Origin of the sequence: Pseudoalteromonas sp. S1609, assembly GCF_005887255.1 — a bacterium.
GTDB lineage: Bacteria > Pseudomonadota > Gammaproteobacteria > Enterobacterales > Alteromonadaceae > Pseudoalteromonas.
The window spans coordinates 16,339-41,986 of sequence record NZ_PNDJ01000055.1 but is presented as its reverse complement, the minus strand read 5'-3'; the positions used below and the strand labels follow the sequence as shown (position 1 = coordinate 41,986).

The following is a 25,648-nucleotide window of genomic DNA, read 5'->3' as shown; positions in this document are numbered from 1 at the left end:
AAGAGTGCGCATGATTAAATTAATTACACTTTACGACAATATTATAGGTAAATTATCTTTATTGGATGGTTTGCCTGCTTTGCTTTTTCGCTTGATTTTAGCGCCTGTAATGATTATTGCAGGCTATAACAAACTCGCAATAAGTGGCGATACTAATGGTTTTTTTAACCAGTTTTTAGCCTCTGATGATATCGTTCAGTGGTTTGGCAATAGTGACTGGGGATTAGGATTACCGTTTCCTGATTTGCTGGCTTTTTTAGCCGGTTGGAGTGAGTTTTTAGGAGGTTGGTTTTTACTTATTGGTTTATTTACGCGCTTAGTGAGTATTCCACTTATGTTTACAATGGTGGTAGCAGCAACAACAGTACACTGGCATAACGGCTGGTTTGCTATAGCGCCAACAAATCCACAAACAAGTGCCGCCCAAGTACTTGATTGGCTATCAGTTCCTGGTGCCAAAGAAAGCCTTGAAAATTCAAAAGAAGTACAAGTCCGCATAGGTAAAATTCGCAGCTTAGTTGAAGAATATGGCTTTGAAGATTACCTATACGAAAAAGGTAAACCATCAATACTAAATAACGGCATCGAATTTTCTGCTATTTATTTTGCCATGTTACTTAGCTTATTCTTTACGGGAGGTGGGCGTTTTGTAAGCCTAGATTATTGGTTTAAACGCGGTGCCTACATCAATAGTTACTAGGATATAAACACTCGCTTCATTAATTTTATCTGCTTAGTAGTTTTAACCCTGCAGTGTTTATTTTTTACTTATAAATGTTACTCTTACGTTTTGAATTTTGAGAGCACACTATGGATGCTATTGAGCTTTTACTCACTCGCCAATCTGATGCAAAATTGACAGCGCCAGGGCCTAATGAAGAGCAGTTAAACATTATTCAGCAGGCTGGGTTGAGAGTGCCCGATCATGGCTGTATTGCACCGTGGCAATATATTATTGTTCAAGGTGGTGCGCGTCATAAGTTAGGTGAAATTTATTATCAAAGCGCTATAGCAGAGCAGCAGGCTGAAAAAGTAATTAATCGCGCTAAGGAGTTACCGCTTAGAGCACCCATGATTATTATTGCGATTGCAAAATATCAACCACACCCAAAAGTTCCTAGAATTGAACAAGTACAAAGCGCAGGTTGTGGCGTATTGGCAATGCAACAAGCCGCATTCGCTCAGGGGTTAGGCGGTATTTGGCGTACGGGTTACTTTGCACAAAGCCCCAGTGTTAAACAGGCGCTTAACTTAAATGATGATGATGAAATTGTCGGTTATTTATATTTAGGGACGCCGGCAATTGAATGCAAAAAGTCACCAAGGCACAAACCAGAAAATTATTTTAGTTTTTTGTAGAAATAGTATGAACTTTTTATATTCAATATAGTCATAATTCATTAAGTTAATCGTGTTACACTACTGCGGTTAATATTGTAGCTGCGAGAAGCGCACGGAAGCACTAAACGTAATAAATCTTCTTCAGTTTGTTTTTTAATCGGTTGTTTTTTGGTAATGTATGGAAAGTCTTACCAATAATAACGATAAAGAAGACGAAAATGATGGGAAATTTATTTTTACGTGAAAAAGAAAACTGGTTTGCTTGGTCAATCTGGGGTGTAGTTGGCGCGCTTGCGACATTTTATGTTGCAATGAGCACTCAAGCCGAGCATTTTATTGCTGCTTCAGCAATAGGGGTGCTGGTATTGCTAACTTGGTGGATGCAACAATCGAAACGGTTTGATTTTGGCAGAGCCTTTAAAATATGTTGTTATGTTTTACTGTTCACTGTACTGCCTTCATTTGTATTGGTTGTGATCCCGAGCGATGACCTTAATCGCTTCGATTTAATATTTCAAAGTATTGCATTTTTAACAGCCAGCTTATTGGTCTGTTTAGTGTGCTCTTGGATTGCTCGTAGGCCTAAGCAATATTACTAATAATGGCTAATTGATAACTAAAGCGGTTTATATTTAACTATTTAGCCGGTTTTATTAAAATAGGGCTTTACAAGCTAAGCGTATGATCTTATTATGCGCGCCGTACGGAGAGATGGCAGAGTGGTCGAATGCACCGGTCTTGAAAACCGGCAGGGGTTTATAGCCCCTCTAGGGTTCAAATCCCTATCTCTCCACCATTATTTAAAAAACCGCCTTATTGGCGGTTTTTTGCTATCTGGAGCTTTATAATGTCACAGTCCCCGGAATTATCCTTTTCTAAACGTTTACTTAAGCACATTCTTCTATGGACTGTGTTTGGTTATTGTTACCAAAGCGCCATATCGTTATTACAAAAAATGGCTATTGATGCATATCCAGACGACGCACTAATAATGACCTTATTATATGGCATCGGGTTTAATATTTTATCGGGGCATTTAATTACAAAATACGATAATTATTGGCCTGTATGGGGCGCGTTTTATATTGGCACTATCGGTTTAGTAGCTGTGCCTCTTTTACTGGTCGGTGTGGCTGGATTATTGTCGATGAGCTTACTTGTTGGAATTTTACTCAGTTTGCCTGTGTGTACCTTTGCTATTGGTTTAATTAAAGAAAAACTCAATAAAAACTAGCCCCAAAGACCTTTTATTTTGTGATAGCATATACGGGTCTTTTAACTAACAAAACGTGAATAACACATTATGTCAGATAATTTTACTACAGATGCTGAAAAAGCAAGTTACGGTATTGGCTTACAAATGGGTGAGCAACTTAAGGCTAATCCTTTTGAAGGTTTAAACTTAAATTCAGTATTTGAAGGCATGAAAGATGCGTATGCAGGCAGTGCTTTTCAAGTTGAGATCCCTGAGATCCAAGCTGCATTTGAAAAAATTAACGAAGAGATCCAAGCTCGTCGTGAAGAAGAAGCTAAAGTACTCGCTGCTGAAGGCATTGCATTTTTAGAAGAAAACGCAAAACGTCCTGAAATTACAGTAACTGAGTCAGGTCTTCAGTACGAAGTACTTGCAACAGGTGAAGGCGAGAAGCCAACTGCTGAGTCTACAGTACGTGTTGATTACCACGGTACTTTAGTAAACGGTACTGTTTTTGACAGCTCATACGAGCGCGGTCAACCTGCTGAATTCCCAGTGGGCGGCGTGATCAAAGGTTGGACTGAAGCATTACAAATGATGCCAGTAGGTACTAAGTGGCGTTTATACGTTCCTCATGAGCTTGCTTATGGTGAACGTGGTGCCGGTGCAGCAATCGCACCTTACTCAACACTTGTATTCGACGTTGAGTTACACGCAATTCTTTAATTAGAACGTACATAACATTTTAGTTATGAAAAAACCGCATTCATTAATATGAATGCGGTTTTTTATTGTCTCATTAAACTGATCTTTGTTTAAAAGTAGCCTCTTACTCCAAATTGGAAGTTACGACCAGGAAGTGGCGCGATGTCTTTAATAAACGAGCTATGGACAAAACCAAGTTCATCAGTAATGTTATCAACACTTAGGTAAAGCTGTGTGTCAACGGCACCTAAATCAAGCTGATAGTTGGCTTGTAAATCAATCAATGTATAGCCATCTGTTGCTGTTTCGTATGCACTAATATCATTTTGCTCAAAATAATGTGTTCCTGTTAAGGTAAATTGTGCGCTACCTAGGGTGTATTGCAGTTCTGAACCCAATTTATTAGCAGGAATGCGTGGTAAATTTCCTTCATTATCTTTTAGTTTGGCGCGAGTAGAATCACCAAATACTTTTACCATGGCGCTGGGGTTTATTTGATAATGTACATCAAATTCAAAACCATACAGCTCAGCATCTTTACTTGTGAACTGATAAACATCAATTGCGTCACTATGACCAATGGCAGCAGGTTCAAAACCATCCATTTCATCAAACACTAATCCTGTGTTTTGCTGATAATAAAAGTTTTTAATGTCGTTATAGAAAAAGTTGACAGTGTAACCAAAGTCTCCACTAAAGCGACGTAAACTAATATCTAGATTAGTTGATGTTTCTTGTTTAATTTCTTCAGGCTCAAAATGCGCTTCGTTACCTTCAATATGGTAACCCAAGCCAAGTTCATAAGTCCCGGTAGCAATATGCACACCATTAGAGAGTAGCTCCGCTGAAAGCGGTGCACGCTCTGAATGTGACAAACTAACGGCTAGGTTGTGACTTGGCATATACTCCCAAATCGCACCTGCTGAGGCACTTAGATTAGTAAAGTTTTTGGTGTAGTTAACAGTTCCATCTGCTGATACAGGTTCGTCATCATGGCTGTGCTGATGCGTATCTACATCACTTGTTATCTCATAATCTTCTAAACGGGCGCCAAGTTCTACGGTGACGTCACCAAACTTGCGTTCTTCAAGTAAATATAGCGCATGAGTCGTCGTGATACTTGCAGGTGTAAAGGCTTCTTCACCAATCGCGTCATAATCAGACTCACTATAGTGATAGCCAATCATGCCATGCCATTGGCCTAATTGATGCTCTACGTTTAAACGTGCTTCAGTGGTTTCATTACTAAAAGTGGTGCCAATAGCGCCGTCTTCAATTTCACTATGGGTATAGTCTGTGTAACCAAGACGTAGGTTGATTGACTCAATCCAGTTATCATGAAATGCATAACTTACCAGCCCCTGCCAACGGTCTTGTTCTAAATGAGCATAAACAGGTGTTTCTGCATGTTCCTCACCTTCGTGCTCTTCACCTTCATGCTCGCCTGCTTCTTCGTGCGCATGGTCGTGTTCATGATGATCATGTGAGTGGCCAGGAATACCATAATCTGTTTCGATACTACCGTATGAAAATCCAATGGTTAAATGATCACCCACATAACTCGTACCAAAATTTACTGTTTCGCTGTCTATAAAGGTATTTTCAACTGAAGTGGCTGTTTCTTCATCGCCTTCAACATGTTTTTCACCTTCTTCATGTTCATCTGGTAAGTTAAAACGAGGTGTTTGGTAATCATCACCGCTGCGTTTAGTACCATCAAAATGGAAATTAAAGTTATTGCTACCCGTTTCTAGTTTTGCTGCGTAGGTATTCGCATTTGAAACTGTATCGTGTGTGTATTGGGCAGCTCCAGATAGAGAGTCAATGTTATTGGTTGGAATACGGTTATCAACCACATTGACTACACCACCAATAGCACCAGAGCCATAAAGTAGAGTGCTTGGGCCACGTAACACTTCAATTTGCTCTGCCGCTAGGCTGTCACTTGATGTAGCGTGATCAGGTCCAATGCGAGACGCATCGCTGCTATCCAAACCATTTTGTGTAATTTTAACTCGAGGACCACCTAAGCCGCGGATAATCGGACTTGATGAAACAGGGCCAAAATAACTAGCATTAACGCCTGGTATGCCTTTAAGTGTCTCACCTAGCGTCGGCTTAGCTTTATTTTTTAGCTCATCGCCTGATAGCACACTTACTGGTGAAATCATTTCTAAGCTATTTTTATGCAGGGCAGAGGCATATACAACAACAGTTTCAACCGAAGTTGGCTTTAAAGTAACATCAATAGTGTTGTCTGTATTTTCAAGCGATATACGAGAATCTAGGTAGTTATCTTTACTGATATGTAATTGACTCTTAGAATCTATGTCAATACTAAACTGGCCTTGTGCATTACTTTGCACGCTTTTTGACTTACCATGAACATGAATTGTGGCATTGGCAATGGGTTGCTTTTTTGTGTCTGTTACCGTGCCGTTAATCGTCGCAGCAAGTGCAGAGTGAGAACACAAAACAGACAGTAGTGCTGAGGATATGAGTGTTAGCTTAGTCATAGTTACTTCAATTCGTGGTTGTTATGTTGTGATATAATATAACACTACAAAATTATGCTATCAACAATGTTATACTATAACTTTTAAAATTTGCGTTGAATAACACAATAGAGCGATAAATTTAATCTAGCACGGTATTATTACAGTTAAATTTAAGAGCGACTGTCTATCATCAGTATGTCTAACTTTTTTTGTGCTTTAAAATGATTTTGCTTATCGACTGGTTCGAGCATTTCACAGTCATCGTTTATCATTTCTGAAATTAAACTCGGATAATGCCTGCAATCTTGGGGTCGGTCATGATAAATACTGCAAGTATATTTATCTTTTTCTTCAGGGGATGCTTTATTGGCAAGCTCTAAAAATGGGCATTGCGTTAATTGCTCACCCGTCGTTGGGTCAAACCATAATTGATCGTTTTTAACGTATTGAAATATTTCAGGGTTGAATAACGCCCACATTTCAATTTCATCCTGATTAGTATCTAAATCTGCCGCACCATATTTGGTACAGCACTTACCGCATTGATTGCAATTTTGCATAGGGTAGATTTTTACTGTTGCTGTTAATAGTAAGCATTAAGTGTAGCACTCTAATATCCGTGTCAATAAACTAAACAGTGCTTTTTGTTGCTTATACTACTTTTGTAACAACGCGGCGCTTAATAATAATGTATTATTAGATAATAGGTTTCTGACACAGCGCTGTAAAAAATTAAATAGGCGCATTAATTAAGGTAGCGAGTAATTATGAATACTAAAGTATACAAAGCGGTTCACGATTTAGCAGAAAAGTTGATGGCAGCTGCCAATAAAAATGATACTAAACAGTTTGAATCTTTATATGCAGAGCTCAAAGCAATTTGTATTGAAAACGAAAATACCGCTAAAGATCACCCTGTACAGTGGGAAACTCTAGCAGATTTTACCGAAGAGCTAGAAGACGCTATTGAGACTTACGAAAAAGCGTTGCAGAAGTCGATAGAAATTAATAACAAAGATCATATGTCGTCGGTTGCATTTTCTATGGCTACTTTGCAGCTTGAGCTGGGTGATAAAGAAGCGGCGATTAAAAACCTACAAGATGCAAAAGTCAGTGCGAATAAAATTGAAGACAAAGAATTAAAGTCAGAGATCCATGAGCTATTAGAGTCACTCGTTGAAGAAGAAGGTTAGGAAACTTTATAGTCATTATTAATAATCAGCGGCAGTAGTTATACACTTGGCGCTTTTTTATGAAGAAGATAAAGTTCAACTTCATAAAATACTTATAAATAACTTACCGAGTAATTTTTTGGAGAAAAAATGCTAGCGCAAATAGAACAATGGATTGATAAAACGAATAGCGTGTATGCACATAAAAGAATATGCTGTGAAAAATTTGCTAACGAGTTTGAGGGCTTTTACCCAAATGAATTTTTGAAAACTGCATTTTATGTAGTTGTTGATAAAATTCCTAAACCTGACTTTACAGGTTTGCGTGAACTTGGTTTAAGCAATTTTATTGATATGGATGTAGCTGGAATAACCTATAAAAATACATATTATATATTACCCAGCGCTGTGCATAATTTAAGAGTGCACTTTCATGAGCTTGTTCATGTAGTTCAATGGCGTGAACTCGGTGCGCACGCTTTTATAATGCGCTACATCAATGAAATCCAAATGTTTGGTTACAATGATGCTCCACTTGAAATAATGGCCTATGAACTTGATGAGCATTATACCAGTAATGGAAATAAATTTAATATCCCTGACTACATTACGCAACAGCTTTAGTTAAAATTATAAAAGGAATTTATATGTCACGTTTTTTTCTCTATCCACTAGCCCTATTTGCTTTTCATGTGCAGGCGAGCTCTTTTGATGATGATATCGTTAATGCATTAATCTATAGAACAACACAACCAGTAACTTACGATGGCGCCTATCATAAGCTTGAATACCCTGGTGGTGATGTGCCCGCTAATATTGGTGTGTGTACTGATGTTTTAATTAGGTCGTACCGACAGCTTGGTGTTGATTTGCAAAAGTTAGTACACGAAGACATGCAGAACAATTTTCGCGCATATCCTTCCAAACGTATTTGGGGATTAACCAAGCCAGATAAAAACATTGACCATCGACGTGTACCTAACTTACAGGTCTACTTCGAGCGCCATGCAAAAGTGTTAACTAAATCGCTTAATGCAGAGGATTATAAAGCCGGTGACATAGTTAGTTGGATGCTGCCAGGTAATTTACCGCATATTGGTATGGTCGTTAATGAAATAGCGCAGGGCAGCGGCAACCCGCTTATTGTGCATAATATTGGTCGTGGACCAGAAATGAGCGATATGCTTTTTGCGTATACAATTACGGGTCATTACCGATTTGTGCCTGCAGAATATTCAGAGTAAATAACACTGTACTAGTAGGCGTGTTTGAGTTTAAAAACACGGCATACAGGTTTGGTGCAAACCTAGCTGTTATATATTATTCTCGTGCTGTTAAATACGCTTAATGTGAGTTACTTACTTTAAATTAATACTGATATCACCATTTGGTTTGCAGCAACACAAGAGTATTTCACCATCGCGAACAAACGCTAACGGCTCTTCATTATAATTAACTTCACCAGAGACAAGTGTTGCTCGACACGCACCGCAATATCCCTCACGGCATTGGTAAGCGGCATCAATCTTATTTGATTCAAGGCAATGTAAAAGAGAAGGGCAGCCAGCGGCAAAATCAATGCGCTGGCTGTTATCTGCAAGTGTGATACTTGCAGTGGTTCTATCAGTCATTATAAATCAAAGTCACCAAATTCATCGGCATCTACTTGTGAGTCAATCTGACCAACTAAGTATGAGCTTATTTCGGCCTCTTGAGGAGCAACTTGCACGTTATCTGACACTAACCATGAGTTGATCCATGGAATAGGGTTACTGTTATTTTCAAACTGTGCAGGCAGACCAATCGCGGTCATACGCGCATTGGTAATGTACTCAACATATTGACATAGAATGTGTTTATTCAAACCAATCATCGAGCCATCTTTAAATAGGTACTCGGCCCATTCTTTTTCTTGCTCTGCGGCTTCAACAAACATTTTAATTGCTTCTTCACGGCACTGTGCGGCAACAATCGCCATTTCAGGGTCATCTTTACCATCTTGCATGATATTTAAAATATGCTGAGTACCTGAAAGGTGGAGTGCTTCATCACGGGCAATAAGCTTTATAATTTTAGCATTACCTTCCATCAATTCACGCTCGGCAAACGCAAATGAGCAAGCAAAGCTCACATAAAAGCGAATGGCTTCTAAAATGTTCACTGACATCATTGCCAGGTACAATTTCTTTTTCAGCTCAAATAAATTAACTACCACGGTTTGGCCATTAATTTCGTGTTTGCCTTCACCGTATAGGTTGTAAAGCGATACAGAATTGATTAGGTCATCATAATAAGTAGTTACCGCATCGGCACGCTCACTTATTTTGTCATTGCTAACAATGTCATCAAAAATGAGTTCAGGTGCTTGGGTTACGTTACGAATAATATGGGTGTACGAACGACTATGAATAGTTTCACTAAACGCCCATGTCTCAATCCATGTTTCTAGCTCAGGAATAGACACAATCGGTAATAGCGCTACGTTAGGCGAACGACCTTGAACACTATCAAGCAGCGTTTGATATTTTAAGTTGCTTAAAAATATGTGCTTCTCGTGATCGGGAAGCGCTTGAAAGTCTAAACGGTCTTTACTTACATCAACTTCTTCAGGTCGCCAAAAGAAAGACAATTGTTTTTCTATTAGTTTTTCAAAAATAGGGTATTTTTGTTGATCGTAACGTGACACGTTAACGGTTTGACCAAAAAACATTGGCTCTTGCATTTGGTTATTATGGTTTCTGCTAAAAGTAGTATAAGACATGTTTATCACTCAAAAAACTATCACTAAAACTATCAGGACAAAGCGGGCAGGGCGCCCGCTTTAAGTTTAACTATTAAATTTTACACGCGCCGCCTGCACAATCATCATCTTCCACTTCTGGAGTGTCTTCTTGAGCATCTGATGCGCCATCGCGGGTATTATGGTAATACAGTGTTTTAACACCTAACTTGTAGGCACCGAGTAAGTCTTTTAGTAAGACTTTCATAGGTACTCTACCGCCTTCGTATCTGTTTGGATCATAATTAGTATTTGCTGAAATTGTTTGGTCGATAAATTTCTGCATTATGCCTACTAATTGTAAGTAACCATCGTTTGATGGAATATCCCACAGTAACTCATAGTTATCTTTAAGGCGTTCGTACTCAGGAACAACTTGCTTTAAAATACCATCTTTACTTGCTTTAACACTAATATGGCCACGTGGTGGCTCAATACCATTGGTTGCATTTGAGATTTGCGATGATGTTTCTGATGGCATTAATGCGCTCAGCGTTGAGTTACGCATACCGTGCTCTTTAATGTTGGCACGTAACGTATCCCAATCAAGGTGCAGTGGTTCATCACAAATTTTATCTAAATCACGCTTATACGTATCTGTTGGCATAATACCTTGTGAGTACGTAGTTTCGTTAAATTTAGGACATGCTCCACGCTCTTTTGCCAGCTCATTAGATGCTTTCATTAAGTAGTACTGAATCGCTTCAAATGTTTTATGCGTGAGTGCATTTGCGCTGCCATCTGAGTAACGCTTACCGTTTTTAGCTAAGTAGTAGGCGTAGTTAATCACACCTATCCCTAGGGTACGACGTCCCATAGTGGCATTTTTTGCCGCCGGTACTGGGTAGTCTTGGAAATCAAGTAAGTTATCTAGTGCACGTACTGCAAGCTCAGCTAACTCTTCTAATTCATCCAGTGACTCAATCGCGCCTAAGTTAAATGCAGACAAGGTACATAAGGCAATTTCACCTTCTTCATCATTTACATTGTTCAGTGGCTTAGTCGGTAATGCAATTTCTAAACATAAGTTAGATTGACGAATAGGCGCCACTTTCGAAATAAATGGGCTATGTGTATTACAGTGGTCAACATTTTGTAAGTAAATACGACCGGTGCTGGCACGTTCTTGAGCAAACATAGAAAACAGTTCAATGGCTTTAATACGTTTTTTACGAATTGACTCGTCTTGTTCATACTTTACGTAAAGTGCATCAAATTCGTCTTGATCTTCAAAGAATGCGTCGTAAAGGCCCGGCACGTCTGAAGGGCTAAATAAGGTAATGTAATCGTCTTTAATTAAACGCGAATACATTAATTTATTAAACTGTACGCCGTAGTCTAGGTGACGTACGCGGTTATCATCAACACCACGGTTATTTTTAAGTACCAGTAGGTTTTCTACTTCTAAATGCCAAAGCGGGTAGAATAAAGTAGCGGCTCCGCCACGTACACCGCCTTGCGAACAACTTTTAACGGCTGTTTGAAAATGCTTATAAAAAGGAATACAACCTGTGTGGTACGCTTCGCCGTTACGAATAGGGCTACCTAATGCACGAATACGTCCGGCATTAATACCAATACCGGCACGTTGAGAAACGTATTTAACAATCGCTGATGATGTCGCGTTAATTGAATCTAAGCTGTCGCCACACTCAATCAGTACACATGAGCTAAATTGGCGCGTTGGTGTACGTACACCCGACATAATTGGTGTAGGTAAAGAAATTTTAAATAATGAGACCGCATCGTAAAAACGTTTGATGTAATCAATACGCGTTTCACGTGGGTAATCTGAGAATAAGCTTGCCGCAACTAATATATATAAAAACTGTGCACTTTCGTAAATTTCACCGGTTACACGGTTTTGAACTAGGTATTTACCTTCAAGCTGTTTTACTGCTGCGTAGCTAAAGTTAAGATCGCGTGAATGATCTAAGTAAGCATCTAATTCATCAAGTTCTTGCTCTGTGTAATCAACAAGCAAATGTGCGTCGTAGCGTTTTTGTTCAACCATGTCAGTAACGTGGTCAAAAAGGCGCGGTGGCTCAAATTGGCCATACGCTTTTTTACGTAAATGGAATACAGCTAAACGAGCAGCAAGATACTGATAATCAGGTGATTCTTTTGAGATCTGATCCGCAGCGGCTTTGATAATCGTCTCATGAATATCTTTAGTACGAATACCGTCATAAAATTGAATATGCGATTTAAGTTCAACTTGTGAAACCGAAACGTTGTTTAAACCTTCGGCGGCCCATTCAATAACGCGATGGATCTTGTCTAGATCAAGCGGCTCTTTACGGCCGTCACGTTTGCTTACAGATAACTGTTGGTTCATAGTTTTGCCTGTATTCCTTGGGAATTAAATATTTTTGACCAATGAGTGCACTTAAAACGCCCAGTGCCTATTCTTTTATTGTTATTTCCACCGCATAGGTAAATTTAATCGAATAACATTTAGCCACAATATCTGGTGTTGTTCAAATTAGAGATCACAAGATAGTGTGGTCTGTGATCTTTTGCAAGGGACAGAAACCGCTCTCATTGTGGATAACGTTGGGATAACGTAATTGTGTTAGTAGGCATTAACCTTTGATCATTCGGTTAAGTTGAAATTTGTAAAAATCAACTAAGGAAAGATTAAATTTACGCTTTTTAAAAATAAATTTTGTCTGCTTTTTTTATCATCAAGCTTTGCGTAAAAACTAACACAATCACAATATGTAGTGTTTATAAATTAGTATGGCACTATATGTGGTTGAAAGCATCAATAGGGCTATGCCAATTAAAATCTGCATTCCAAGCTAATGCCTCGTCCACACTCGGTACATATCCCCACAGTGCGGTAGCGGTGTGCATATTCGCAGCTTTACCTGCTTGTATATCTCGCTGTGCATCACCTATATATAGGCAGCGCGAAGGATCAACACTCATTTGCTCAGCACAATGTAATAAAGGAAGGGGTGAGGGCTTAGATTCAGCTAAGGTATCACCACTTATCACAATTTGAGCATTTTTTAATACAGGAATCGCCTCGACTAAAGGATCGGTTAAAAAGCCAGGCTTATTTGTCATAATGCCCCACGGGATCCCTTTATTATCAAGGGCAATGAGTAACTGTTCTATACCTACAAAGCATTGGGTATGGGTGGCAATATTGGCAGCGTAGTGTGCAACTAGCTCTGCTAAAAGTTGCTCTTGCGGTTGTTGCGCCCAAGCTTCTTTAAAACCAGCAGCAAGTAATGCAGCTGCGCCATTTGAAGCTGCGGGTCGATATATATTACTGCCCACTAAGGGCTGTTGATGATTATGCAGCACACTATTTAGCGCGGCGCCTAAATCATCAGCGGTATCGAGTAAAGTGCCATCTAAGTCAAACAGCAATGCTTGATATTCAATTGGGCTAGTAGGTGTTTGCAAGCTTGCCATTACGCTAACTTCTCAAAGTGCAGCATATAATTTACGCTGACGTCATCATTAACCGTATATTGCTTTGAAAGTGGGTTGTAACTTAATCCTGCACTGGCACGTACCTTCAAGCCTGCTTGTTCTGCCCATGCGATTAATTGCGCAGGTTTAATAAACTTTTTATGGTCATGGGTACCTTCAGGCACCATTTTTAACAGTTTTTCTGCACCGACAATAGCGTATAAATAAGCTTTAGGGGTTTTATTAAGGGTAGAGAAGAATACATCCGCCCCAGGTTTTGCTAATTTAGCGACCGCATGAATAATAGAAGCAGGGTCGGGAACGTGCTCTAACATTTCCATGCAAGTAATCACATCAAAGCGCTCAGGGTGCTCATCAGCAAATTGTTCAGCAGGTACTTTTATATATTCAACGGGTACACTTGTTTCTAAACTGTGTAACTTAGCGACAGTTAAAGGCTCTTGCCCCATATCGATACCTGTTACCTTTGCACCCATTCGCGCCATGCTGTGACTTAAAATACCGCCGCCACATCCTACATCGAGGGTTTCTTTGTCAAATAATCCTTTAGTTTTGTCTGCGATGAAATCTAATCGTAATGGATTAATTTCGTGAAGCGGCTTAAATTCGCCTTCTAAATCCCACCAACGCTCTGCGATGGCTTCAAACTTTGCTATTTCTGCGTTATCTACATTTTGATGTTCGGTCATAAAATACTTCCTCGTCAATCTGAGGCCATTATATAGGGCTAAATTGATAAATCGCAAAGTTTTGCGCCTGTAAATTAAAATTAATTGTGATAGCATGGTTGCTTAGAAATAATAACAAACACTCTTAATACCTAATACTGGGTTGTTAAGAGCTGATACTGAAGGAATGTGATATCAAATGACTGATCTCGCCAATGAAATTCTGCCAGTCAATATTGAAGACGAGTTAAAAAACTCCTACTTAGATTACGCCATGAGTGTAATTGTAGGACGTGCATTACCAGACGTACGTGACGGTTTAAAACCTGTTCACCGCCGCGTCTTGTTTGCAATGAACGAGCTTAGTAATGACTGGAACAAGCCTTACAAAAAATCGGCCCGTGTGGTCGGTGATGTAATTGGTAAATACCACCCACACGGCGACAGTGCAGTTTATGACACCATCGTACGTATGGCTCAGCCATTCTCACTACGTTATATGCTAGTTGATGGTCAGGGTAACTTTGGTTCGGTTGATGGTGATTCAGCAGCGGCAATGCGTTATACAGAAGTACGTATGGCAAAAATGTCGCACGAATTATTAGCCGATCTTGAAAAAGAAACGGTTGATTTTGTGCCTAACTACGACGGCACAGAACAAATTCCTGATGTGTTACCGACTAAAATACCTAATCTGTTAGTTAATGGTTCGTCAGGTATTGCTGTTGGTATGGCGACAAATATCCCGCCACACAACTTAACAGAAGTAGTGAATGGCTGTTTAGCGCTTATTCAAAACCCTGAATTAACTATTACTGAGTTAATGGATTACATCCCAGGGCCTGATTTCCCAACTGCGGCCATTATTAATGGTAAAAAAGGCATTGAACAAGCCTATCAAACCGGTCGTGGTAAAGTGTACATGCGTGCGCGTGCTGACATCGAAACCGATGAGAAAACTGGCCGCGAAACGATTATTGTTCATGAAATCCCTTACCAAGTTAACAAAGCCCGTTTGATTGAAAAAATTGCTGAGCTAGTTAAAGATAAAAAAATTGAAGGGATCAGCGCATTACGTGATGAATCAGATAAAGACGGTATGCGTATCGTTATCGAGATCAAACGTGGTGACGTAGGTGAAGTTATTTTGAACAACCTTTATTCACAAACTCAGTTACAAACTGTGTTTGGTATGAATATGGTTGCGTTAATTAACAACCAACCTAAGTGTTTCAACTTAAAAGAAATGCTTGAAGAATTTATTATTCACCGTCGTGAAGTTGTTACCCGTCGTACGGTATTTGATTTACGCAAAGCCCGCGACCGTGCGCACACGCTAGAAGGTTTAGCGATTGCACTGGCAAACATTGACCCAATTATCGAACTTATTCGTAAGTCACCAACACCTGCTGAAGCAAAAGTTGCACTAACAGCGCGTCCTTGGGAATTAGGTAATGTTAAAGCCATGCTTGATAAAGCAGGTGAAGACAATGTTGCCCGCCCAGATTGGCTAGCAAGCGATCTTGGTATTCGTGATGGTCAGTACTATATTTCTGAGCAACAAGCTCAAGCAATACTAGACTTACGTTTGCACAAACTAACAGGTCTTGAACACGAAAAAATTCTTACTGAATACCAATCGTTACTAGACCTAATTGCTGAACTATTATTCATTTTGGCAAGTCCGGAACGTTTAATGGAAGTTATTCGTGATGAGTTAGTTGAAATTAAAGAACAATATGGTGATGAGCGCCGCACTGAAATTAATGCAGCTGCACACGATATTAGCCTTGAAGACTTAATTAACGAAGAGAACGTGGTTGTGACCTTATCACACGAAGGGTACGTTAAGTATCAAGCGTTAAGTGATTACGAAGCGCAGCGTCGTGGTGGTAAAGGCAAGTCAGCAACCAAGATGAAAGATGAAGATTTCATTGAACGTCTACTTGTTGCCAATACGCACGATACTATTTTATGTTTCTCTACTGCGGGTCGATTATATTGGCTTAAAGTGTATCAGTTACCACTTGCAAGTCGCGCAGCGCGCGGTAAGCCAATTGTTAACTTATTACCGCTTGAAGCAGATGAACGTATTACTGCTATTTTGCCGGTACGCGATTATGAAGATGATAAATACATCTTTATGGCGACAGCATTTGGTACGGTTAAGAAAACACCATTGACTGCATACAGCCGTCAACGTGCTAGCGGTATTATTGCCGTTAACTTAAACGAAGGTGATAGCTTAATTGGTGTTGATATTACCGATGGTAGCAACGAAATTATGTTGTTCACTGATGCGGGTAAAGTTGTACGCTTTAAAGAAGCTGAAGAAACCACGGTAGTTGATGAAAATGGTAACCCTGTTCTTGACGAAGAAGGTAAGCCTGAGATTCGCTTCAAAGGTGTACGCCCTATGGGTCGTACTGCAACGGGTGTTCGTGGTATTAAGATGCCAGACGATCAACGTGTTGTATCACTGATTGTACCAAAGAATGACGGTGCAATATTAACAGTGACAGAAAATGGTTACGGTAAGCGTACTCAACTTGAAGACTACCCATCTAAGAGTCGTGCAACACAAGGTGTTGTATCAATTAAGGTGAGTGAGCGTAATGGTGCCGTTGTTGGTGCTGTACAAGTTGATGACAACGACGAAATAATGATTATTTCGAATCGTGGTACCTTAGTACGTACTCGCGTTAATGAAGTTTCTACGGTTGGACGTAACACCCAAGGTGTTATTTTGATCAGAACTATTGACGAAGAGCAAGTAGTTGGTTTACAACGTATAGAAGAGATTGAAGTGACTGAAAGTGACTTGATTGACATCGAAGACGTTGAAACAGTAGATACGGTTATAGGTGAAGTAGCGGATGATAATCCTCCTTCAGAATAATTGAGATTGAAAAAAGCGGCCTTGGCCGCTTTTTTTATATGGTTGAAAAAAACTAAAGACACTTGAATTAGTTTAATTCAAGTTAAACAGTAGATTACTGGAATGAGGAAAAGGTAATGAGTATTTATAATTTTTGTGCGGGTCCTGCAATGCTACCACCGGCTGTCATGCAAAAAGCACAAAAAGAGTTTTTAGACTGGCAAGGGCTTGGTGTTTCAGTAATGGAAATGAGCCATCGCAGTAAAGAATTTTTAGCATTAACGGCTAAGTGTGAAGCTAGTCTGCGTCGTTTAATGAATATTAGTGATGAGTTTGAAGTGCTGTTTATGCACGGCGGCGGTCGAGGACAATTTAGTGCCGTACCTTTAAACCTCCACGTTGATGGAAAAAAAGCGGTGTATTGTGAAAACGGCGTGTGGTCAAAAAGTGCAACTAGCGAAGCTGATAAGTTTACTCAAACTCACACTATTGACGTACGTAATGACGATAATGGCTTATTTTCTATTAAGCAGGTAGCCGATTGGGTTTTACCAGCCGATGCTGCATATATTCATTATTGCCCAAATGAAACTGTAGATGGTCTAGAGATTTTTGATGTACCCAGTCACCCAACAGCACCGATTGTCGCCGATATGTCGTCGACTATTCTATCGCGCGAAATTGACGTTAATCAATTTGATTTAATCTACGCAGGTGCTCAAAAGAATATCGGCCCATCGGGTATTGCTATCGTAATTGTTCGTAAAACGCTACTTGAGCGTGAAGGGCTAGCTAAGCCAGGTATTTTAGATTACGCACTTGAAGCAAAACAAGGCAGTATGTTTAACACTCCACCTACATTTGCATGGTATTTAGCAGCTGAAGTATTTGAATGGCTTGAGCAAAATGGCGGTGTTAAAGCCATGGAAACACATAATACTGCCAAAGCGCAGCTGCTTTATGACTTTATCGATGAGTCTGATTTTTACACCAACAAGGTAGCAAAACATTGTCGTTCACGTATGAATGTGCCTTTTTGGTTAGTTGATGAAAGCCTAAATGATAAGTTTGTTAAAGAGTCAACAGAAGCGGGCTTATTAGCGCTTGAAGGGCACCGTATTGTTGGCGGTATGCGCGCGAGTATTTATAACGCAATGCCACTGGAAGGAGTTAAAGCATTAGTTGATTTTATGGCGGCTTTCGCAAAGGAGAACAGCTAATGGATCAACTTTCTTTAGCGCCTATTTCACAGGTTAATGGCAGTGTTACTCTGCCGGGTTCGAAAAGCTTGTCAAATCGCATTCTATTATTGGCTGCACTATCAAACGGCACTACGGTTGTAGAAAACTTATTAGACAGTGATGATATTCGTCATATGTTGGGCGCCTTAGCGCAGCTCGGTGTGAATGTGACACTTAATGATGAGCGAACCATCGCGACCGTAGAAGGTGTAGGTGGCGTATTTAAAACGCCAACTGAAGCACTGTTTTTAGGTAATGCAGGTACAGCATACCGTCCTTTAACGGCCGTGCTTGCAGCGATTGCTGGGGAGTATGAGTTAATTGGTGAGCCACGTATGGAAGAGCGACCAATTGGCCACTTAGTTGATGCACTGCAAGCCTTAGGTGGTAATGTTAGTTATTTAAAAAATAAAGACTATCCGCCGCTTAAAATTGTTGGTGGGCAAATAGCGGGTGGTGAAGTTGAAATTGACGGTAGTATTTCAAGCCAATTTTTAACTGCGCTGCTTATGTCTGCACCGTTATTTAAAGGTGATACTCAAATTAAAATTAAAGGCACGTTAGTGTCTAAGCCTTACATTGATATTACTCTTGATGTAATGGCGCGTTTTGGTGTTACCGTTGAGCATGACAATTACAGTACTTTTATTGTAAAAGGTGCACAGCACTATCAATCCGTTGAGCGTATTATGGTCGAAGGGGATGCTTCATCTGCTTCTTACTTTATTGCTGCTGCAGCAATTGCCGGCGGCGAAATAGAAATTAAAGGCGTCGGTGCTAAATCAGTTCAAGGTGATATTGGTTTTGCTAATGTTATGGAGCAAGTAGGTGCCAAAATTGATTGGTATGACGAACGTTTAGTTGTTCGTAAAGGTGAGCTTAACGGTATTGATATTGATGCGAATGCAATACCTGATGCTGCAATGACCCTGGCTACAGTTGCCTTGTTTGCAAAAGGGCCAACGGCAATTCGCAACATTTATAACTGGCGAGTAAAAGAAACTGACCGTTTACACGCTATGGCCACAGAGCTTAAAAAAGTAGGGGCTGAAGTAGTTGAAGGGCATGACTTTATTGAGATCACACCGCCAAAACAATTTAATAATGTGGCTGTAGATACCTATGATGACCACCGTATTGCCATGTGCTTTGCAATGGTGGCGGTAGGGGGTAAGCCAATCACGATTAACGATCCAGCCTGTACTTATAAGACATTCCCAACATTTTTCAACGTGTTAGCATCTGTCAGTAAATAGGCTATTTATAAGTATTTATAAAAAGTTACATACTAAAAGCGGATAATCTTTAATAATTGACGTATAATGTGGCGGTTTATTTTGGTGTGCATTGAAGGAGGTTTTAAATGCCGGCGTTATTAATGCCCGTAATCACCGTAGATGGCCCAAGTGGTTCTGGTAAAGGAACTGTTTGTCGCTTATTGGCTGAAAAATTAGGCTGGGATGTGTTAGATAGCGGTGCAATTTATCGCGTACTTTCACTTGCAGCACTTCATCACCAAATTGCGTTAGATAACGAAGAAGCACTGGTTCCACTAGCTGCAAATCTTGATGTGCAGTTTCTGATAGACAGTGATACTAATGCAGGAAAGATTATTTTAGAAGGCGAAGATGTAACAACCACTATTCGAAATGAAGAAGTGGGAGCTGCAGCGTCCAAAGTTGCGGCATTGCCACGAGTTCGTGAAGCGTTACTTCGTCGCCAGCGTGCGTTTAGAACTGAAAATGGCTTAATTGCTGATGGTCGCGATATGGGCACTGTTGTGTTTCCTGATGCGCCATTAAAGATATTTCTAACCGCAAGTGCAGAAGAACGTGCTCGCAGACGTTTTGTTGAGTTGAATGAGCGCGGGCTTGATGTTACACTAAGTGGTCTATTACAAGACATTCAAGCACGTGATGATCGCGATATGAATCGCGCCGTTGCGCCGCTTGTACCTGCAGAGGATGCGATTGAGCTTGATACTAGCGAACTCAACGCACAGCAAGTCTTTGATAAAGTTATAACTTTATTAGATTCAAGCATCTCTGAAGGTAAGCTTCCTAAACGAAGCTAAACACATTTTATGCACCAGCAGGACGCCAGTGCTATTTTAACAACCCCATGCAGCATGGTTGCTTATTGGTATTAATATATGAGACGTATATTCGTATGTCAGAAAATTTTGCGCAGTTATTTGAAGAAAGCTTAAAGGGTTTTGAAGCAGAGCAAGGCTCTATCGTTAAAGGTACAGTAATCTCAATCGAGAACAACATTGTACTTGTAGATGCTGGTCTTAAATCAGAAAGTGCTATCCCTGCAGAGCAGTTCAAAAATGCTGCTGGTGAACTAGAAGTTGCTGTTGGCGACGAAGTAGATGTTGCACTAGATGCAATCGAAGACGGTTTCGGTGAAACTATCCTTTCTCGTGAGAAAGCGAAGCGTCACGAAGCGTGGATCCGTCTTGAGAAAGCATGTGAAGAGCAAGAGACTGTTACTGGTGTTATCAACGGTAAAGTTAAAGGCGGTTTCACTGTTGAAGTTGATTCAATCCGTGCTTTCCTACCTGGTTCACTTGTTGATGTTCGTCCAGTACGTGACACAACTCACCTTGAAGGCAAAGAGCTTGAATTTAAAGTAATCAAGCTTGATCAAAAACGTAACAACGTTGTTGTTTCACGTCGTGCAGTTATCGAATCAGAAAACTCACAAGAACGTGAAGAGCTTCTTGCTAACCTTGTTGAAGGTCAAGAAGTTAAAGGTATCGTTAAGAACCTTACTGACTACGGTGCATTCGTTGACCTTGGTGGTGTTGATGGTCTACTACACATTACTGACATGGCGTGGAAGCGTGTTAAGCACCCTTCAGAAATCGTTAATGTTGGCGACGAAATCGCAGTTAAAGTTCTTAAATTCGACAAAGATAAAACTCGTGTATCTCTAGGTCTTAAACAGCTTGGCGAAGATCCATGGGCAGCTATCGCTGGTCGTTACCCAGAAGGTTCTAAACTTTCTGGTCGTGTAACTAACCTTACTGATTACGGTTGCTTCGTAGAAATCGAAGAAGGCGTTGAAGGTCTAGTACACGTTTCTGAAATGGATTGGACTAACAAGAACATCCACCCTTCAAAAGTTGTTTCACTTGGTGACACTGTTGAAGTTATGGTTCTTGAAATCGACGAAGAACGTCGTCGTATTTCTCTTGGTCTTAAGCAATGTATTGCTAATCCTTGGCAGGAATTTGCTCGTCTACAAAACAAAGGCGATCAAGTTACTGGTAAGATCAAATCAATCACTGACTTCGGTATCTTTATCGGTCTTGACGGTGGTATTGATGGTCTTGTACACCTTTCAGACATTTCTTGGAATACACCTGGCGAAGAAGCTGTACGTGAATTCAAGAAAGGCGACGAAATCACTGCTATCGTATTGCAAGTTGACCCAGAGCGTGAACGTATCTCTCTAGGTGTTAAGCAAATCGAAGCTGACCCATTCAATAACTACCTTGATGCAAACAAAAAAGGTGCTATTGTTAAAGGTAAAGTGACTGAAGTTGATGCGAAAGGCGCAACTGTTGAACTTATCGAAGGCGTTGAAGGTTACATCCGTGTAGCTGATATCGCTCAAGAGCGCGTTGAAGATGCAACTACTGTTGTTTCTGTAGGCGACGAAATCGAAGTTAAATACGTTGGTGTTGATCGTAAGAACCGCACTTTAAGCTTATCTGTTAAAGCTCTTTTCGAAGCAGAAGAGAAAGAAGTACTAGAGAAGCTTAAGAAAGAAGAGCCAGTGTTCGAAAACGCAATGGCAGCTGCTTTCGCGAATGCACAAAAAGACTAATTAATTATAGTCTTTTAATTGGAAGGGCAGTTTATGCCCTTCCACTATTTCTTTTAAGGAAACGCTATGACTAAGTCAGAACTGATAGAAACACTTGCTGAACAACACGCACATATTCCTGTGAAAGATGTTGAGAACGCTGTTAAAGAAATTCTTGAACAAATGGCCGGCTCATTATCTTCTTCAGATCGTATTGAGATCCGAGGTTTTGGAAGTTTCTCTTTGCATTACCGTGCACCTCGTACAGGTCGTAATCCTAAAACAGGTGAAACTGTAGAGTTAGATGGTAAGCATGTACCTCATTTTAAGCCAGGCAAAGAACTACGTGACCGTGTAAACGAGAGCATTGCTTAGTAAATTTATTGGAGTAGTTACTTGTTCAAGGTATTAAAAATTATTCTGGCAGCACTTTTTTTAATTGGTGCATTTGTATTGGGTTCGCAAAATCCACAATTAACACAAATTAACTACATAATAGCCAGTAATACATTACCTTTAGCCGTTATAATAAGTATCTGCTTTTTGTTAGGTGTTGTAGTGGGTTGCTTTGTGAGCTTTAAATTGTTTACGCAATTAAAGTGGCAAAATTACCGTTTAAAAAAGCAAATAACGCCTGAAAAAGATAATAAAAAGCGTATTGCCAACAAAGATACCTAATTATGATTGAGCTGTTGTTTTTACTGCTTCCTGTCGCCGCCGGTTATGGCTGGATCATGGGAAAAAACAGTGCGAAAAATCAGGCTCATCAATTTAATAGAGAAATCACTTCTGAATACAGTAAAGGGTTAAAGTTCTTACTGGACAGAGAAGAAGATCAGGGGCTTGAGCATTTAATTAATTTGCTCGAAGTAGCTGCTGACTCTGTAGAACACTATTCTACATTAGCCACTATGTTTCGCCGCCGTGGCGAGCTTGACCGCGCAATAAAAATTCATGAATTGCTATTAAAACACCCAAGCCTTAACGAAAAACAAGCTGCCAATAGTCGGTTAGAATTAGCAGAAGACTATATTATGGCAGGTTTACTCGATAGCGCAGAAGAACATTTAATATGGCTGGTAAAAAATAACCATGAAGATGCTCTTGAGCCAATTATTTCCTTATATTCTCAGACCCGTGAATGGGAAAAAGGCATTAGTATGTTTGAAGCGCATACTGAGCTTTTTTCAAAAGAACAACACTTCAAAGCCATCGCAAACTTTTATTGTGAATATGCTATTACCAGTAATAATCCTCAACTTATGCGCAAAGCTATTAGCTTAAACTTTAAAACAATCAGGCCTCTATATGAGCTTGGTTTGTCTGCCTATACAAAAGAAGATTACGTAAAAGCAATTTATTATTGGCGAGAACTTATCTGTCAATTTACCTTTTTTGCGCCATTATTTATTGATAAGTTAGCGCATAGTTATAAGCAACTTAAACTAACCCATCAGTTTCATGAACTCGTGAACGACTTATTAGATAAGGGTGGGGTAATGATAAAAATACAGCATTGCCAAGCGTTGCTTGAGCAAGGTCACACTGAACAAGCCTTTGAATTTTTAACCGACAGTTTAAAACGTCAACCTACCATCCGTGGCTTTAGTTTTTTACTGCAGTTAATGAGCGCCGAAAATAAAAATACCAAAGATGTGCTTAATCAAATAGATAAACTTGTTACCTCATATATTGCTACCAAGCCTGACTTTCAATGCCAGCATTGTGGCTTTACAAGTTACACCATTTATTGGAATTGCCCTTCGTGTAAACATTGGGAAACCATTGTGCCTAGCAGAGGCTTAGACGGATTTTAATCTTTATACTTTTCGCTCACTAGTAGGATAGTTATGTCTTTCGAACAATCAAAAAAAATTCTTATCGCTCTTGATTATGATGATCAGCAAACTGCTTTAGCATTTGTGAAACAGTTATCACCGGATACCTGTCGATTAAAAGTGGGTAAAGAAATGTTCACATATTTTGGCCCTGAATTTGTTAAAGAGCTGGTTGATTTAGGTTTCGATGTATTTTTAGATTTGAAATTTCATGATATCCCAAATACTGTTGCTAAAGCAGTAACCGCTGCAGCTAAAATGGGCGTGTGGATGGTTAATGTTCATGCAAGTGGTGGTTTTGAAATGATGCATAAAGCAAAGCAGGCACTCGAACAATTTGGTGATAAAGCTCCTTTATTGATTGCCGTGACCGTTTTAACCAGCATGGATGAAACTGAGCTTGGGCGTTTAGGTATAACTAAATCACCACAAGAGCAAGTTATGCATTTAGCAAAACTAACAAAGCAAGCAGGGCTTGATGGTGTGGTTTGTTCTGCACAAGAAGCACAAAGTTTAAAGGCGGCTTTAGGCAAAGAATTTAAACTCGTAACCCCAGGTATTCGTCCTGCTGGCAGTGATGCGGGCGATCAAAAACGTATTATGACACCTAAAGACGCGATTGAAGCTGGCAGTGACTATTTAGTAATAGGGCGTCCGATTACTCAGGCACAAAACCCTGTAGAAGTATTAAATGATGTTAATAAATCAATAGCTTAAATTTAAAGTATGCATAATTATAAGGAGTTTATTACAACTCTTTTTGTTTGTGCTACATTTAGTTACGGCTATGCAGTGAGGAACTAACTTTGCGTTTAATAATGTTTGTAGTGGTAATTATCATTAGTGGCTTTGCTGTTAATAAATATGTATTTTCAACCAAAATGTATGATGATGTTTCGAATGTTACCGATTTGGTATCTGATTACCCCGTTGATTTATTTAAGTTTAAAAAAATCGCCCAAAACTATGCTCAGCATTTATGTTATACAAATGAAGCTGTTTTAGCAGGACTTGATATAAGTAGTAGAGAATGTGTTGATGTACACGATGAAATGCAGAATGAGTGTACAAAAAAAGTATTTAGATTAGCGCCATTAAATATGACATCTAAAAAAGAATTAATTGAATATTCAAATCAATATTCACGTTGTACCTTACCTTACAAAAACATTAAGTTATAAATTTTAAATACGAAAAAGCCACCTAAGTTTATACCTAGGTGGCTTTTTTATAGAATTATTTTAAACGAATAGACTTAGCTTCAATATCAATTAAGCCTTGTTTAAATAACCCACCAATGGCTTTTTTGTAGTTTGCTTTACTGGTCGAGAAAACTTTTTTAATTAATTCAGGTTCAGATTTATCGCCTATGGCTAAGATGCCACCTTCATCTTTTAGTTTTTCCATAATTTTTTCGCCAAGTTCACTGACTTTACCCATACCTGGCTTTTCAAGTATAACGTCAATTTTTCCGTCTTCACGCACTTTTTGAATAAACCCTTTGAGCTTTTGACCAACAAATAGGTTTTTAAATACCATGTTGTAAAATACAACACCAAAATGAGACTCTTCAATAAGTACTTTGTAGCCGATATCGGTTTTACCTGCCACAATTAAATCGACTTCTTGCAAGTGGCTATATTGCGGCTCGTCTTTTGATAAAAAGCGATTAAAGTTGGTTGAAGCACAAATTCGCTGACTGGCATTATCTAGGTATAAACGGACTAAATACGAGTAACCTTCTTGCATACGCGGTTTTTGTTCATTAAACGGTGCAAGCACGTCTTTTTCTAAACCCCAATCTAAAAAAGCACCAATGCTGTTTATTTCTTTAACGCGCAGTAGGGCATATTCACCGACTTGTGCGTGTGGTTTTTTAGTTGTTGCTGTTGGCAGGTTTGCGTTATCTAAAAAGGTAAAAACGCTGATGCTATCGCCAGCTTCAAGTTCATGTTTAATCTCGTGTTTAGGTAAAAATACTTCACCTAAGTCATGGCCATCTAAATAGGCACCTTCATTACTGACTTCTTTTACAAATAAGGTTTGGGTAGTTCCAAGGTAACTCAT

General features: G+C 39.6%; 26 protein-coding genes and 1 tRNA gene. 19 read left to right on the top strand and 8 right to left on the bottom strand.

All coding sequences use genetic code 11. The features are described 5' to 3' along the window. Positions 1 to 10 precede the first annotated feature (10 nt). The 6 genes from CWB76_RS14355 to bamJ all read left to right on the top strand — a co-directional run bounded on the left by CWB76_RS14355 (position 11) and on the right by bamJ (position 3,262). A complete protein-coding gene (locus CWB76_RS14355; protein WP_138608510.1) occupies positions 11 to 700 on the top strand; it encodes an HvfX family Cu-binding RiPP maturation protein in 690 nt (229 codons plus the stop codon). A 110-nt stretch (positions 701 to 810) separates the two neighbouring features. Then, the gene (locus CWB76_RS14350) at positions 811 to 1,359 is read left to right on the top strand and encodes an NAD(P)H nitroreductase (RefSeq protein WP_138608508.1); all 549 of its coding nucleotides are present in this window, start codon (positions 811 to 813) and stop codon (positions 1,357 to 1,359) included. A 203-nt stretch (positions 1,360 to 1,562) separates the two neighbouring features. Next, the gene (locus tag CWB76_RS14345) at positions 1,563 to 1,940 is read left to right on the top strand and encodes a hypothetical protein (RefSeq protein WP_041709037.1); all 378 of its coding nucleotides are present in this window, start codon (positions 1,563 to 1,565) and stop codon (positions 1,938 to 1,940) included. A 106-nt stretch (positions 1,941 to 2,046) separates the two neighbouring features. After that, positions 2,047 to 2,137: transfer RNA gene (locus CWB76_RS14340), tRNA-Ser, on the top strand. A 114-nt stretch (positions 2,138 to 2,251) separates the two neighbouring features. Further along, positions 2,252 to 2,575, top strand: coding sequence for a hypothetical protein (locus tag CWB76_RS14335; RefSeq protein ID WP_138608560.1), 324 nt, complete (start codon positions 2,252 to 2,254; stop codon positions 2,573 to 2,575). A 69-nt stretch (positions 2,576 to 2,644) separates the two neighbouring features. After that, positions 2,645 to 3,262: a BamJ family beta-barrel-assembly machinery protein gene (gene bamJ / locus CWB76_RS14330; RefSeq protein WP_008112467.1), complete on the top strand. Its 618-nt coding sequence runs from the start codon at positions 2,645 to 2,647 to the stop codon at positions 3,260 to 3,262. 89 nt (positions 3,263 to 3,351) lie between these two features. On the opposite strand, the gene CWB76_RS14325 is transcribed toward bamJ, so the two are convergent. Both CWB76_RS14325 and CWB76_RS14320 read right to left on the bottom strand, forming a co-directional pair. After that, positions 3,352 to 5,757: a TonB-dependent receptor gene (locus CWB76_RS14325; RefSeq protein ID WP_138608506.1), complete on the bottom strand. Its 2,406-nt coding sequence runs from the start codon at positions 5,755 to 5,757 to the stop codon at positions 3,352 to 3,354. A gap of 152 nt (positions 5,758 to 5,909) precedes the next feature. After that, on the bottom strand, positions 5,910 to 6,299 hold the full coding sequence (locus CWB76_RS14320) for a YkgJ family cysteine cluster protein (protein ID WP_138608504.1): 390 nt from the start codon (positions 6,297 to 6,299) through the stop codon (positions 5,910 to 5,912). A 207-nt stretch (positions 6,300 to 6,506) separates the two neighbouring features. On the opposite strand from CWB76_RS14320, the gene CWB76_RS14315 reads away from it, so the two are divergent. The 3 genes from CWB76_RS14315 to CWB76_RS14305 all read left to right on the top strand — a co-directional run bounded on the left by CWB76_RS14315 (position 6,507) and on the right by CWB76_RS14305 (position 8,155). Next, entirely contained in the window at positions 6,507 to 6,932 is a 426-nt protein-coding gene (locus CWB76_RS14315) for a tetratricopeptide repeat protein (RefSeq protein ID WP_010389912.1), read from the top strand. A gap of 129 nt (positions 6,933 to 7,061) precedes the next feature. Beyond that, complete coding sequence (locus CWB76_RS14310) at positions 7,062 to 7,535, top strand: hypothetical protein (RefSeq protein WP_138608502.1); 474 nt, start codon at positions 7,062 to 7,064, stop codon at positions 7,533 to 7,535. Positions 7,536 to 7,558: 23 nt separating this feature from the next. After that, positions 7,559 to 8,155: a DUF1287 domain-containing protein gene (locus tag CWB76_RS14305; RefSeq protein WP_138608500.1), complete on the top strand. Its 597-nt coding sequence runs from the start codon at positions 7,559 to 7,561 to the stop codon at positions 8,153 to 8,155. A 114-nt stretch (positions 8,156 to 8,269) separates the two neighbouring features. On the opposite strand, the gene yfaE is transcribed toward CWB76_RS14305, so the two are convergent. The 5 genes from yfaE to ubiG form a co-directional block, all read right to left on the bottom strand. Next, a complete protein-coding gene (gene yfaE, locus CWB76_RS14300) occupies positions 8,270 to 8,542 on the bottom strand; it encodes a class I ribonucleotide reductase maintenance protein YfaE (protein ID WP_076919572.1) in 273 nt (90 codons plus the stop codon). Beyond that, positions 8,542 to 9,672: a class Ia ribonucleoside-diphosphate reductase subunit beta gene (gene nrdB, locus CWB76_RS14295; RefSeq protein WP_138608498.1), complete on the bottom strand. Its 1,131-nt coding sequence runs from the start codon at positions 9,670 to 9,672 to the stop codon at positions 8,542 to 8,544. Before nrdB ends, yfaE begins: the two co-directional genes overlap by 1 nt. Positions 9,673 to 9,745: 73 nt before the next feature. Then, the gene (nrdA, locus tag CWB76_RS14290) at positions 9,746 to 12,028 is read right to left on the bottom strand and encodes a class 1a ribonucleoside-diphosphate reductase subunit alpha (RefSeq protein WP_138608496.1); all 2,283 of its coding nucleotides are present in this window, start codon (positions 12,026 to 12,028) and stop codon (positions 9,746 to 9,748) included. A gap of 410 nt (positions 12,029 to 12,438) precedes the next feature. Then, a complete protein-coding gene (locus CWB76_RS14285; RefSeq protein ID WP_138608494.1) occupies positions 12,439 to 13,119 on the bottom strand; it encodes an HAD family hydrolase in 681 nt (226 codons plus the stop codon). Then, positions 13,119 to 13,829, bottom strand: coding sequence for a bifunctional 2-polyprenyl-6-hydroxyphenol methylase/3-demethylubiquinol 3-O-methyltransferase UbiG (gene ubiG / locus CWB76_RS14280; protein WP_054200873.1), 711 nt, complete (start codon positions 13,827 to 13,829; stop codon positions 13,119 to 13,121). Before ubiG ends, CWB76_RS14285 begins: the two co-directional genes overlap by 1 nt. 178 nt (positions 13,830 to 14,007) lie before the next feature. On the opposite strand from ubiG, the gene gyrA reads away from it, so the two are divergent. The 10 genes from gyrA to CWB76_RS14230 all read left to right on the top strand — a co-directional run bounded on the left by gyrA (position 14,008) and on the right by CWB76_RS14230 (position 24,762). After that, positions 14,008 to 16,707: a DNA topoisomerase (ATP-hydrolyzing) subunit A gene (gyrA, locus tag CWB76_RS14275; RefSeq protein WP_138608492.1), complete on the top strand. Its 2,700-nt coding sequence runs from the start codon at positions 14,008 to 14,010 to the stop codon at positions 16,705 to 16,707. Between the two features lie 116 nt (positions 16,708 to 16,823). Beyond that, the gene (serC, locus tag CWB76_RS14270) at positions 16,824 to 17,906 is read left to right on the top strand and encodes a 3-phosphoserine/phosphohydroxythreonine transaminase (RefSeq protein WP_138608490.1); all 1,083 of its coding nucleotides are present in this window, start codon (positions 16,824 to 16,826) and stop codon (positions 17,904 to 17,906) included. Beyond that, the gene (gene aroA, locus CWB76_RS14265; protein WP_138608488.1) at positions 17,906 to 19,183 is read left to right on the top strand and encodes a 3-phosphoshikimate 1-carboxyvinyltransferase; all 1,278 of its coding nucleotides are present in this window, start codon (positions 17,906 to 17,908) and stop codon (positions 19,181 to 19,183) included. Before serC ends, aroA begins: the two co-directional genes overlap by 1 nt. 107 nt (positions 19,184 to 19,290) lie before the next feature. Continuing rightward, complete coding sequence (cmk, locus tag CWB76_RS14260) at positions 19,291 to 20,001, top strand: (d)CMP kinase (RefSeq protein WP_010389925.1); 711 nt, start codon at positions 19,291 to 19,293, stop codon at positions 19,999 to 20,001. 95 nt (positions 20,002 to 20,096) lie between these two features. Beyond that, positions 20,097 to 21,764: a 30S ribosomal protein S1 gene (rpsA, locus tag CWB76_RS14255; RefSeq protein WP_002961176.1), complete on the top strand. Its 1,668-nt coding sequence runs from the start codon at positions 20,097 to 20,099 to the stop codon at positions 21,762 to 21,764. 66 nt (positions 21,765 to 21,830) lie between these two features. Continuing rightward, the gene (gene ihfB / locus CWB76_RS14250; RefSeq protein ID WP_024600987.1) at positions 21,831 to 22,118 is read left to right on the top strand and encodes an integration host factor subunit beta; all 288 of its coding nucleotides are present in this window, start codon (positions 21,831 to 21,833) and stop codon (positions 22,116 to 22,118) included. A gap of 21 nt (positions 22,119 to 22,139) precedes the next feature. Continuing rightward, positions 22,140 to 22,421 (top strand): lipopolysaccharide assembly protein LapA domain-containing protein, encoded by a 282-nt coding sequence (locus CWB76_RS14245; protein WP_138608486.1) that lies wholly within the window; start codon positions 22,140 to 22,142, stop codon positions 22,419 to 22,421. 2 nt (positions 22,422 to 22,423) lie between these two features. After that, positions 22,424 to 23,560 (top strand): lipopolysaccharide assembly protein LapB, encoded by a 1,137-nt coding sequence (lapB, locus tag CWB76_RS14240; protein WP_138608484.1) that lies wholly within the window; start codon positions 22,424 to 22,426, stop codon positions 23,558 to 23,560. Positions 23,561 to 23,593: 33 nt separating this feature from the next. After that, the gene (gene pyrF / locus CWB76_RS14235) at positions 23,594 to 24,298 is read left to right on the top strand and encodes an orotidine-5'-phosphate decarboxylase (protein ID WP_138608482.1); all 705 of its coding nucleotides are present in this window, start codon (positions 23,594 to 23,596) and stop codon (positions 24,296 to 24,298) included. An 89-nt stretch (positions 24,299 to 24,387) separates the two neighbouring features. Next, positions 24,388 to 24,762 carry a hypothetical protein gene (locus tag CWB76_RS14230; RefSeq protein ID WP_171039639.1) on the top strand — a complete coding sequence of 125 codons (375 nt, stop codon included), beginning with the start codon at positions 24,388 to 24,390 and terminating at the stop codon, positions 24,760 to 24,762. Positions 24,763 to 24,817: 55 nt separating this feature from the next. Here the strand turns inward: CWB76_RS14230 and CWB76_RS14225 are convergent, their stop codons facing one another. After that, positions 24,818 to 25,648 (bottom strand): CvfB family protein, encoded by an 831-nt coding sequence (locus tag CWB76_RS14225; protein WP_010389931.1) that lies wholly within the window; start codon positions 25,646 to 25,648, stop codon positions 24,818 to 24,820.

What these genes read in the sequence shown, in the direction of transcription:
- CWB76_RS14285 (WP_138608494.1), bottom strand. Translation starts at nt 13,119, where the DNA reads ATGGCAAGCTTGCAAACACCTACTAGCCCAATTGAATATCAAGCATTG.
- CWB76_RS14325 (WP_138608506.1), bottom strand. Translation starts at nt 5,757, where the DNA reads ATGACTAAGCTAACACTCATATCCTCAGCACTACTGTCTGTTTTGTGT.
- aroA (WP_138608488.1), top strand. Translation starts at nt 17,906, where the DNA reads ATGGATCAACTTTCTTTAGCGCCTATTTCACAGGTTAATGGCAGTGTT.
- CWB76_RS14345 (WP_041709037.1), top strand. Translation starts at nt 1,563, where the DNA reads ATGGGAAATTTATTTTTACGTGAAAAAGAAAACTGGTTTGCTTGGTCA.
- serC (WP_138608490.1), top strand. Translation starts at nt 16,824, where the DNA reads ATGAGTATTTATAATTTTTGTGCGGGTCCTGCAATGCTACCACCGGCT.
- cmk (WP_010389925.1), top strand. Translation starts at nt 19,291, where the DNA reads ATGCCGGCGTTATTAATGCCCGTAATCACCGTAGATGGCCCAAGTGGT.
- lapB (WP_138608484.1), top strand. Translation starts at nt 22,424, where the DNA reads ATGATTGAGCTGTTGTTTTTACTGCTTCCTGTCGCCGCCGGTTATGGC.
- pyrF (WP_138608482.1), top strand. Translation starts at nt 23,594, where the DNA reads ATGTCTTTCGAACAATCAAAAAAAATTCTTATCGCTCTTGATTATGAT.
- ubiG (WP_054200873.1), bottom strand. Translation starts at nt 13,829, where the DNA reads ATGACCGAACATCAAAATGTAGATAACGCAGAAATAGCAAAGTTTGAA.
- nrdB (WP_138608498.1), bottom strand. Translation starts at nt 9,672, where the DNA reads ATGTCTTATACTACTTTTAGCAGAAACCATAATAACCAAATGCAAGAG.
- CWB76_RS14320 (WP_138608504.1), bottom strand. Translation starts at nt 6,299, where the DNA reads ATGCAAAATTGCAATCAATGCGGTAAGTGCTGTACCAAATATGGTGCG.
- nrdA (WP_138608496.1), bottom strand. Translation starts at nt 12,028, where the DNA reads ATGAACCAACAGTTATCTGTAAGCAAACGTGACGGCCGTAAAGAGCCG.
- CWB76_RS14350 (WP_138608508.1), top strand. Translation starts at nt 811, where the DNA reads ATGGATGCTATTGAGCTTTTACTCACTCGCCAATCTGATGCAAAATTG.
- CWB76_RS14225 (WP_010389931.1), bottom strand. Translation starts at nt 25,648, where the DNA reads ATGAGTTACCTTGGAACTACCCAAACCTTATTTGTAAAAGAAGTCAGT.
- rpsA (WP_002961176.1), top strand. Translation starts at nt 20,097, where the DNA reads ATGTCAGAAAATTTTGCGCAGTTATTTGAAGAAAGCTTAAAGGGTTTT.
- CWB76_RS14305 (WP_138608500.1), top strand. Translation starts at nt 7,559, where the DNA reads ATGTCACGTTTTTTTCTCTATCCACTAGCCCTATTTGCTTTTCATGTG.
- bamJ (WP_008112467.1), top strand. Translation starts at nt 2,645, where the DNA reads ATGTCAGATAATTTTACTACAGATGCTGAAAAAGCAAGTTACGGTATT.
- gyrA (WP_138608492.1), top strand. Translation starts at nt 14,008, where the DNA reads ATGACTGATCTCGCCAATGAAATTCTGCCAGTCAATATTGAAGACGAG.
- CWB76_RS14315 (WP_010389912.1), top strand. Translation starts at nt 6,507, where the DNA reads ATGAATACTAAAGTATACAAAGCGGTTCACGATTTAGCAGAAAAGTTG.
- yfaE (WP_076919572.1), bottom strand. Translation starts at nt 8,542, where the DNA reads ATGACTGATAGAACCACTGCAAGTATCACACTTGCAGATAACAGCCAG.
- CWB76_RS14310 (WP_138608502.1), top strand. Translation starts at nt 7,062, where the DNA reads ATGCTAGCGCAAATAGAACAATGGATTGATAAAACGAATAGCGTGTAT.
- ihfB (WP_024600987.1), top strand. Translation starts at nt 21,831, where the DNA reads ATGACTAAGTCAGAACTGATAGAAACACTTGCTGAACAACACGCACAT.
- CWB76_RS14355 (WP_138608510.1), top strand. Translation starts at nt 11, where the DNA reads ATGATTAAATTAATTACACTTTACGACAATATTATAGGTAAATTATCT.